This is a genomic window from Rhodohalobacter sulfatireducens (assembly GCF_022012475.1).
Taxonomy (GTDB): domain Bacteria; phylum Bacteroidota; class Rhodothermia; order Balneolales; family Balneolaceae; genus Rhodohalobacter; species Rhodohalobacter sulfatireducens.
On record NZ_JAKLWS010000022.1, the window covers coordinates 67,614 to 77,724 of the forward strand.

General features: G+C 43.3%; 9 protein-coding genes and 1 pseudogene. 1 reads left to right on the forward strand and 9 read right to left on the reverse strand.

Annotated features, from left to right (window positions below):
* Positions 1-96 precede the first annotated feature (96 nt).
* The 8 genes and pseudogenes from L6773_RS14985 to L6773_RS15020 all read right to left on the reverse strand — a co-directional run bounded on the left by L6773_RS14985 (position 97) and on the right by L6773_RS15020 (position 7,290).
* Positions 97-690, reverse strand: coding sequence for a hypothetical protein (locus L6773_RS14985; RefSeq protein WP_237855256.1), 594 nt, complete (start codon positions 688-690; stop codon positions 97-99).
* Between the two features lie 77 nt (positions 691-767).
* On the reverse strand, positions 768-1,736 hold the full coding sequence (locus L6773_RS14990; RefSeq protein ID WP_237855257.1) for an alpha/beta fold hydrolase: 969 nt from the start codon (positions 1,734-1,736) through the stop codon (positions 768-770).
* Positions 1,737-2,122: 386 nt separating this feature from the next.
* Entirely contained in the window at positions 2,123-2,977 is an 855-nt protein-coding gene (locus L6773_RS14995; RefSeq protein ID WP_237855258.1) for an alpha/beta fold hydrolase, read from the reverse strand.
* Positions 2,978-2,994: 17 nt separating this feature from the next.
* Positions 2,995-3,180: a hypothetical protein gene (locus L6773_RS15000; protein ID WP_237855259.1), complete on the reverse strand. Its 186-nt coding sequence runs from the start codon at positions 3,178-3,180 to the stop codon at positions 2,995-2,997.
* Positions 3,181-3,200: 20 nt separating this feature from the next.
* A pseudogene (locus L6773_RS15005) lies at positions 3,201-3,563 on the reverse strand (zinc-binding dehydrogenase); the annotation flags it as partial.
* Between the two features lie 15 nt (positions 3,564-3,578).
* Positions 3,579-4,178: an NAD(P)-dependent alcohol dehydrogenase gene (locus tag L6773_RS15010; RefSeq protein ID WP_237855260.1), complete on the reverse strand. Its 600-nt coding sequence runs from the start codon at positions 4,176-4,178 to the stop codon at positions 3,579-3,581.
* Positions 4,179-4,300: 122 nt separating this feature from the next.
* Complete coding sequence (locus L6773_RS15015; RefSeq protein ID WP_237855261.1) at positions 4,301-6,100, reverse strand: helix-turn-helix domain-containing protein; 1,800 nt, start codon at positions 6,098-6,100, stop codon at positions 4,301-4,303.
* Between the two features lie 428 nt (positions 6,101-6,528).
* Positions 6,529-7,290 carry an SDR family NAD(P)-dependent oxidoreductase gene (locus tag L6773_RS15020; RefSeq protein ID WP_237855262.1) on the reverse strand — a complete coding sequence of 254 codons (762 nt, stop codon included), beginning with the start codon at positions 7,288-7,290 and terminating at the stop codon, positions 6,529-6,531.
* A 240-nt stretch (positions 7,291-7,530) separates the two neighbouring features.
* Here L6773_RS15020 and L6773_RS15025 point away from each other — a divergent pair, with 240 nt between their 5' ends.
* Positions 7,531-8,238, forward strand: a complete 708-nt coding sequence (locus L6773_RS15025; RefSeq protein ID WP_237855263.1) for an RluA family pseudouridine synthase — start codon at positions 7,531-7,533, stop codon at positions 8,236-8,238.
* A gap of 478 nt (positions 8,239-8,716) precedes the next feature.
* Here L6773_RS15025 and L6773_RS15030 read toward each other — a convergent pair whose 3' ends face one another.
* The gene (locus tag L6773_RS15030) at positions 8,717-9,943 is read right to left on the reverse strand and encodes an aminotransferase class V-fold PLP-dependent enzyme (RefSeq protein ID WP_237855264.1); all 1,227 of its coding nucleotides are present in this window, start codon (positions 9,941-9,943) and stop codon (positions 8,717-8,719) included.
* Positions 9,944-10,111 lie beyond the last annotated feature (168 nt).

Genomic DNA, 10,111 nt, shown 5'->3' on the forward strand with positions numbered 1-10,111 from the left:
ATATCAAGCAAGGTTAATGCGAGTAGCGTCTGCTTTATGCCGTGGATATATGGCAACGATGTCTGAAGAATGAAGGAGCAACTGTTTCCAATGGCTTTATTTGGGTTTAGAATATTCAATGAGTTCCTCTACATACAAAAATTCACCTTGAGACTGAGTCAGTTTAATAAAGGTTTTTACAGCCGGAGCATACAACCAAATCTCCTCTTCATCTGCATTATACCCTCTGGAATTCGTAGTATTACCGGTGTATTTGATGGTATACGCCATAAATGTTCCGGCTTCTACCGTTTCCTCCTGATAGGATAACACTTCAGCCTGGTGACTCTGTGTACCGGTAGTACCATCCTGACTCGTCCAGTTGTTTTCGTATATCCATGTTTTACCAACTTCCAATGGCCAATCGTACTTAGGTGTTTCGCTTTCATCCGGCTTCACGATGTCGATGAGGGGAATCGTGTCATTCTCAATGGTCATGCCCAAACCCTCATCCATACGAACGATTGTTCTTGTGTCTATTCCATCCGACCGGACTTCCCCCTCGGTAGTGACACCTTTATACTTCCAAACCCATTGTTCACCAATTTGATAGTCCTCAAGAGTCGGCTGTTGGGTAAGGTCAGATTTTTTGAGGCTACTGCAGGCACCAAATAGGATTGCAGATAAGAGTATTATAAATTGAATTTTCATGTATTTCGTGTTTTGATGGTGGTTGTTAAAGTTACCTCTTTGGCGGTCTGGTCTAAATCAATTGAACCTGATTTATCCTATTCTGCAATCGCAATGACGTTTCCCTGTCGTTCTAACCATTCTACAATCACCTGGTTTGTTTCATCAGGTTTTTCCTGCTGGATCCAGTGCCCACAATCTAAACTTACCACTTCCACATTGGGCACAAACTCCGGTAATCTTTCAGACTTCGGAATCATATCCCGATCGCCATAAATCATGAGTGCTGGGTGTTTTATGACCGGATTTACATCGGCTAAGAGATGCCAGTTTCGATCCAGGTTTCTGTACCAGTTAATGCTGCCGGTAAACCCTGATGACTCGAAAGCAGAAACGAAGACAGCTAATTCCTGTACACTCATGACAAGCTCCCCTTGTGGCTCGTTAGCTTTGGCAAGATTGATCATGTACATTCCGGGATCAGGCGGGGCCGGAGGCACGTTCTTTCGGAAAAGATTACGCAAAAACTGACGTGCATGTTTATCCAGAATAGCATCAGCAACTCCCGGTTGTCTGTTGAAGTGAACAAAATAGTTGTCACTCCCCATATACTTTTCCATCAGCTCAATCCACGGAATTTCACCTCTTTCCTGATACGGTAAAGCCAGGTTGATAATTCTGTTTACCCTTTCCGGATGTAGTTGTGCCAGACTCCAAACAACATTGGCACCCCAGTCATGACCTATAAAGGTGGCATCCTCATACCCATAATGATCGAGCAGCCCGATAAGATCATCCGTCAGTTGTAAAATATCATAATCGGTAACTTCTGCCGGACGTGAAGAGTTACCATAACCTCTCTGGTTAGGGGCGATCACATGATAGCCGCCCTGGACAAGTGCGGGAACCTGATGCCGCCATGTGAAGGCATGCTCGGGCCAGCCATGGCAGAGAACTATGGGTTTTCCTGCATTTTGCTCACCTGCTTCAAAGACTTCAAGCTCAATCCCATTTACCGGAATCATAGTTGGCTTTGGGAATCCTTTGGTTTTTAAAATAGAATTCATGGCGTTTTCTTATCAGTTTTTGGTTTTATTTGATTAACGTGAGTTCGACAATAGAGTCTTGATTATTTCACTCCCCTCCTGCCTGCCCTCGATACTTCGGGGTGTAAGTGTTTTATAGGGGGAGGTAGCCTTCCGATTTAATACATTCAAACTGTACAGCAATTGGTTTTCCCATCGGGATGCCTTTGGCACAACCACCCCTAAATCCCCTCCTTAAAAAGGAGGGGACTTTTTTTAATGCCCTTGCCTTCATTTTAAATCGAACTCATGTTCATTAAGTCAGAGAGCCAATACATATTCTACAAGGCCACCATGGACAAATCCCTTAAACGGTCAGTGTATTAATTGGTTACAAAGTTTGCGGCTAACCATATGTTTGGCACGCCTTATCTCATGATCTCCTGTTCAATCATTTCATTTTGTTCTTTGTTTTGAACATGCTTTGAATGTTCCAGAAGCGTGCTTTTTCTAAGCGATGGAAATATTTTATCAGCCCGTTTTATCATTTTCTTTCCGGGAAACATGATGTCGTTTTGAGCTGCGAAAATGGTAATGGGAGTTGTGATTTCCCTGGCTTTATTAGCATCTATCACGGGAACCGGTGTAAAGTCCATTTCAAATTCTAAAAAGACTTTTGAAAGAAATTCGATAGCAAACTCATCCCGAAACGTGAAAAGGTTGGATAGAAACTTTTCGACATACTCTATATTTTTGGTCTTCATATATCTTTTCATAGGGATGAACACCTTGAATATGGCCTTTAATGGATTTCCATTTACGATATAAGCAGGTACTGATAAGTACACTTCTTTGATCTTAGCTTCATCATGTTCCAGTGTTTTCAAAATGATCAATCCACCAAAGGAAAAGCCGGCAAGTATAACGGATTCAAGCCTAAGTGTTGAAATGATTTCATTCATCCACTTACCGTAGGAATCATCTTTCATACTTAAGCGGGTCTCGGCACTTTTGTTGGGTTGAGCCAGTACATCCACCGCAAAAACCCGGAACATTTTATGCAGATTAGCATAGGTCTCGAGAGCAATAGGGGCACACCCATTTGAACCATGGACAAGTATGACAGCGGGATTCGCAGGATCTCCCATAGCTATGAAGTTGGTCTTTCCAAAACTGGTTTGTACCGTTAAGGTTTCGTATTCAATCTTTAGGCTATCCAGCTTTGCATCGTATAGTTGAAGTATTTCTTCCTTCCCTTGTTCAGATTTGAATAATGAGCTCATTTTTTCGTGATGTTCAATTATGATTCACTATTCTGTTGTGAGTTGATGTCTTGTTGTTTGGCATATCCGATAAAAGCACCCATTGCAATCCCGACAGATATACCAATGCCGGGGTTTCCCATGCCAATTCCTATCGCTGCGCCAATGGCTGTTCCAATTGCGATTCCTGCGGCTATATAATTTGTTTGCTTGTTTTTCTTCATTATTGTTGGATTTATTTAGATTATATAATTGGATTTAAAACTACATTTCCTCTTTTGTGGCCTGTGTCTACGTATTGATGCGCTTCTGCCAATTGCTCCAGGGGATACGTTCGGTCAAGAATTCCTCTCATTTTTCCTGCTTCAATAATCTCGAGAAGCAAGTCCAGTAAACGCTTGGTTTCCTGTATTGGCAAAGTTCCGGTTGCAGAGAATTTCGCTTTCTTCTTTCCAAATATGGAAGTAACCATCATCTGACCCAATAGCGGCATTCCAAGAACAGGGGAGAGATACAGACCCTGTTTGGTCAATGCGGGGCGACATTCGGAAAACGATCGTGCACCTACGGTATCGTAAATCAGGTCGTACCTGTTTGTGTTTGAAGTGAAATCCTGCTTCGTTTAATCAATAACGTGATCAGCTCCCAATTTTTTAACCATGTTGATGTTCCTGCTGCTGCATACACCGGTAACTGCTGCTCCAAAGTGCTTGACAATCTGAATGGCGGCCGTTCCCAGCGATCCGGAAGCTCCGTTGATCAATACATTCTGTCCTGATTTGATTTTACCCAGGTTGACCAGGAAATTAAGTGATGTAATGCCGCCATCGCACATTCCTGCAGCTTCTTCAAAGCTCAGATTCTCAGGTAAATGGGCAACAATGCCGTTCTCGGAAATCGCTATATACTCTGCATAGGTCCCCATGGTGTCAAGACTTTCTCCAAAAACCTGATGACCTACCTTAAATTGAGTTACTTCTGAACCAATAGCTTCAACAACACCGGCAAAACCGGTTCCCCAAATAGAGTGTTTGGGCTTCCTCAGCCCAGTGAATAATCGGCCAATGAATGGTTTCCCGGTACGCATCATGGTGTCTGCCTTGGTTACGGATGATGCATGAATTTTTATCAGCATCTGGTTAGGGGTAGGCACGGGTTTAGCCACGTTTTCTAATTTAAAAACATCTGGTGAGCCGTAGCTCGTTGTGATCATTGCTTTCATAATCGTAGTGTTTTTTAGGATTACGAAAGTTAATGTAGAGTATCGGCGCCTATAAAAGGTCCGCAATCTCAAAGAAGAGGTTCGGAATTTCATATCCGAACCGAAAAGAGGATAAAACTGAATTACCCTTTTAGAAATTCTTTAGGAGTAAGGCCTGTTTCATTCTTGAAACAGGTATTGAATACGGTTTTTGAATTGAACCCGCACTCATAGGCAATAGACAGGATGGTGAGATGGGAATTCTCAGGGAGATGAGCCGACGCTTTAAACTCCTCAACACGATAGTGATTAATGAATGTATTGAAGTTCTTTCCCAAACTATCATTCAATAACCAGGAAAGTTGGTTAGCATGAATACCCAATTGATTTGCTAGCGTGCGTAACGTAAGATCCGGATTCAGATGAGGTTTTTCGGTTTCGATGAGGTTTTGTAATTTGGCCTTGGTCTCTGCTGCCGATGCCTTATCAAGCAATGCTTTCTTATTGCCTGTTCTCTTCTTTATGCTAAACACATCATCAGGAAAAAGTTTATGATGATATTTAATATAACGTGGGTCGTTCTTAATAGGGTTGATCAGCGGGTCGGGATAACGGAATAACAAAAATGGTGATCCTGATTTCATACCTTCATCTACCCAGGCAAATGCATCGTCATTCCTGCCCATTGCTCCGGCGAGCAAAAAACAAAAAGTTTCCGCGGTATAACCATCATCGCCTTTGGCAAGTACATTCAATGCGTCAGCCGATTTCCTGGCATTGACTTTATCTTTCATCAATGCATACGCCAATGCTTTTGTGCCTGCTTTTTCACTACGTAACACAATTTCTGATGGCAGGTCATTGAAGTAGTTGATGGCTTCGTCATAACGGCCTAATTTGAGCAAGCACATCGTTTTAACTGTATGCACAGGGATGTTCATCGGGTTGACTTCTAGGCACGCATCCAGTTGCTTCAAAGCCTCTGAAAAATTCTCCGACATATACTCTATGTAGCCACTGTAGAACAGCGTTTCCTGTGACAGCGGGTCAATGCTTAGAGCTTGTTTTAAATGTTCATGGGCCTCCATTTTCTTACCCGCAATGCTGTATAAAAACGCTGTGAACTGCTGTGACTCCACGTGGTTTGGATCCAGGCTTACGGCCTTTGTGGCGTGTTCAAATGCTTCACGGTAGCTGCATTTTGTAAATAACGCCAGGTTCGCGAGTTGATAATAAGCACCGGGCAACTTGTTATTAATGCTCAGAGCTTTTTGTGTTAGCTCAGCACACTTGCCCCAGCCTTCTTCAAAGGGTATAACCGTAATAGAGGCCAGAAAACTATAAGCATCGGCCAAACCTACCATTGCTTCAGCAAGATTTGGGTCAATGTCCAGCGCCTGTTCATAGAACGCCATCGACTGCTTTACATCTTCAGGGTTCCATTTGTTGAACTTCTGCTGCCCTTTAAGGAATAACTTGTAAGCGTCTACACTGTCAGTATTCGGTTCTACCAAATGATCCTGAATCTCGAAGTGACCGGAGCGTTCACGTAATCGGTCCGCAATCAAAAGACTGATCTCATCCTGTACTTCAAAAATATGGTCGATTGTTCGGTCCCACGTCTCAGACCAAAATTGAAAATCTTCACAAGCATCGATAAGCTGAGCTGTGATACGCATTGAATTCCCAACCAATTGAACACTGCCTTCCAACAATGTGGAAACGCCCAACTTCTTTCCTATCTCCGGAGAGGGAATATGCTTGCCCTTAAAATAAAATGACGAAGTTCTGGAGGTTACCTTTAGACCTTCAATCTTTGCCAACGCATTGATAATCCCCTCAGTGATTCCATCGCTAAAGTATTCGATTTCCTCGCTTGCACTCCTGTTCGCGAATGGAAGAACGGCGATGGTATTGTCAGATAAATGAATGGGAATATTCATTTGTAATCTCTTGATTATCGTATTTCATTCCGAAAAGAACGATAATTAGAGGTTTCAGGCCTCATATTTTAAATGTTAGGACGGTCTTGTATATGAAAATTAGCTAGTTTTTATAACTAACAAATCTCGGAAAGAATCAAGATAATAAAATAGTGTGAGCCATTCGGTATGCACTTATTATGAATTTAAATGATTCGTTGTTTTCCGAATTCATAATTCATTCATTTAGCTTTTTCTCGCTTTTTTTTTGGTTAATGGTCTGGTTTTTAACCGGATTGGCCATTAAAGATTATTAAAGTGATTTTAAGAATGATTTACTGCAATTCTGAAAATTTTTAATAAAAACAATTAGCGCCCAAATCCGGTTGAAACGCTGGTTATGCAACGGTGCAACGCCCTGTGCTAAAGATTCACTTCTGTGCCGTACCTTAACGCATACCTCGGTGCTGTGACCCGTCGACGGAGATACATTCACCTGTTATCCATTGGGCGCGAGGTGAGGCCACAAACACTGCGACATCCGCTACTTCTTCCGGGGTTCCGAGACGCCCGGCCGGGATGCCTGCTTTTACGCTTTCATAAAGTTCCGGCTGGCTTTCTTTTGTATTAGCCCAGACTCCCCCGGGAAATTCAATTGATCCGGGAGCAATAGCGTTTGCGCGAATTCCCTGCTTTGCATGCATAACACCCAGCTTTTTGGCGTATGCAATTAGCGCTGCCTTTGCGGCGGTGTATCCGTAATCTGGCGCTGGATCACATTCTAATCCTGAAATAGAAGAAACTAGAATAATGGATCCACCACCTTGTTCTGTCATCCATGGAATGACTTGGTTACAAGCATTTACGGCAGCCATCAGGTCGACGTTTAGACTCGCGTTCCAGTCCTCAAGATTCGGGCCAAGAGCTAATGCCGACGCGTTATGAACGAGAACATCGATACTACCGAAAGCCTCTTTCGTTGCTTGTAAGAAAGAAGCCAAGGCTTCCGAATCGGCGATATCACAAGTCGCTGCATAGGTCTTTACCTCAGCCTTAAGTAATTCGAGCTCCGTTTCTCGCAACGCCTCCTCTCCACGTGCACATATTGCTACATTTGCACCCTCTTCTGCCAATCCAGTAGCAATAGAGCGTCCGATCCCGCGGCTACCGCCGAGGACTACACAGTTACAATTTTCCAGTTTTAGGTTCATGATCAAAGATGGTTTATGAATGACAGTTAAGGTTACACAGGTGAATTAAAGCAACATAATCCCCGGTGCATAACGGTTTGGCATTTAAGCGGCGCGGAGATTATGATTTATTTGAAGTAGCGAAATTAATTCCTGGCAATCAAGTTGCATCGCACCCCGTCCTTAACCGGCAAGTTGTTTAGTATTAAATTATTCAAAGGTTAGGGCTTTTTCCCATTACAAAATTTGCTACCCTTAATCATGAAAGAAAAGCGAAAAAAATTTAAAGGATCTCCAAAAAGGTACCATCCCAACGGAATTACTATTTTGTATGAAGACTATGACATCATCGTCATCGAAAAAATATATGGCTTGTTAACTGTCCCCAATGACAAAGAGAGGGATAATACCGTTGAATTTTTGCTTGGCAACTATGTGCGAAAAGGAAATCCCAAATCCAGAAAGCGCGTCTTTATTGTACATCGGCTAGACAAAGACACCTCAGGAATTTTAATCCTGGCTAAAAGCGAGAAGTCGAAAGAATACCTTCAGGATAATTGGAAGAAAGCGACCAAAACATATTACACGGTTATAAATGGGCAACTTCGAAAAAAGGAAGGGATATTAAGCTCCTATCTTGCTCAGAATTCGATTCATCGGGTATATTCTGTGGGAAAAGATTCAGAAGCCGGAAAACTTTCGAAAACAGAATACCAGGTTCTAGAGGAATCCGATGATTACAGTTTGATAGAGGTTAACCTTTTAACCGGTCGTAAAAACCAAATTCGTGTCCATTTTGCAGAAACCGGGCACCCTGTTGTGGGCGATAAAATGTATGGGAGAAAAGAAAAGGGGATTAAACGACTTTGTCTTCATGCCGCTAAACTTTCAATAAATCACCCGGTTACCAAAGAACGAATGACTTTCGAAACCAATATTCCTGAATATTTCACTTCTTTGATGGGTTAAGGAATGATGACTTTAAGAGCAATAACATATGATTTAACGGATTTCACAATCCGTTCGAATAGTCTTGATATTATTTTAAAGTGCTTAAAAAACCAAGAAAAAGTGTATTTCTACAATGTTATATAAATTTGAAATGTCTGAAATTTACATAATATGGTTTAATGAATTTGGTTAGGAATTACACGGAAATGGTTCATACAAGTAAAAAATATCGGTAAAATGAAGTGTATGGATCCGATTTAAACATCCCACTGGTACAAGTGATGCCTCGCTGAACACTTGCACCAGATCGGGGGTGGTTGCGGTGTTAAAGTCCTTTGGACGGAGGATATTCAATTTAACAATCCACCGTCTATGAGATCGAAAATCGCTACGTCGCTAAATCGAGAATCGAATATCAAACCAAACCTTGAAATGGGCAGGGAATATTAATGTAGCGATTTAGGATGTCCATTTTCCCATTTCCGATTTATTAAGATCAAACCGCTCCTTGTAAAACCTCTCTAATTCTTTCCCCAACAACCGACACCTGCTCCGGTTTCAGTGTAACAACGGCAATATTCAACTCCTCGTCATTTCCGCCGACTTCAATTCGTGGAGAGCCGGTTCGCAGCTGTTCAGCCAGTTCGGTAGGGGAGATCTTAACCCTTGTTTGATCCCACCGTACTTTGAGGCCCGGAAAGTGATTGGCGGGCCCATCGTGAATATGGGTTTCGCCTTCAACAGTGGGAACCCTTTCTACAATTCTGGTAATCTCTACGGTTCGGTCGATCCATTCCTGCCACTCTTTTTCGTGATCTTTTTCGAGGTAGGATTCCAACGCCACGAGCATCGCAAAGATCTCCTCCTTATTCACTTTCATCGAGCGTCCGATCGGGGACTCATGCGGATTGAAATTCAGTTTGGCGGCTTCAATCAGGTCTTTTCGGCCCAACAAAATCCCGGCACTCTGGGGACCGCGAAGCATCTTTCCGCCGCTGAATGTGACCAAATCAAACCCCATCTCCTGGTATTTAAATAGGTTTTCGACAGGAGTTACGTCGGCTGCGGCATCATTAAAGGTGGGAACTCCATGCTTTTTGCCGATCGCTACAAACTGCTCATGAGGAATGCTGTACTCCTCCAGCCCAAACCAAGAAGCCGCCCCGTTAAAGTAGAGCGCCATCACGGTATTTTCGTTGATGGCCTCTTCCATCTCCTCAGGTCCGTCCACCTCCACCAGTTTTACCCCGGCGCAACGCACGGCATGATCAAATACGTAGCGGTGCTCTTTGGGAATAATCACCTCTTTCTGCGGGCCCGGTAAATTCGGAAGCATCTCAATTTTTTCAGGATCATCACCGGTAATACAGGCCGCAGTTCCCAGCGTCAGTGCCCCGGCCGCCCCGGATGTAACCATCGCCGCCTCTGCGTTAAGCAACTCCGCAATCCGTTCGCCAACTTTGTCCTGCACCTCGTACATATTGGCAAAATCGTGGGAGGTGGATTGAATCGCCTGGACAACCTCCGGCAGCATGAGGGAGCCGGAAAGATAGGTCATGGTCCCCCGTGCGTTTATGATCGGCTCAATTCCGAGTTCATCAAAAAGATTAGGCACTGCTTTAGAATTTAGTGTATCGGGGGGGCTGAATTGAGCTGTAGTCGCCAGCGTACCAAGAATTGGAATTCCGGCGAGGGCTTTTAACATCTTACGTCTGCTAATCATAATCGATTTCTTATTTGATGGAGTTTGTGTTTTAAATATTTAGGCCATGTCTGTCCAAAACGTTTTTGAAATCAGAAGACGTAGAGTCTGTCTCAGGCTTTCAGCCTGCCGGCAGGAATTGGTTCTTCCACCCAGGGCGAGGCCCCGGGCTGTGATGTTTCAGGCTGA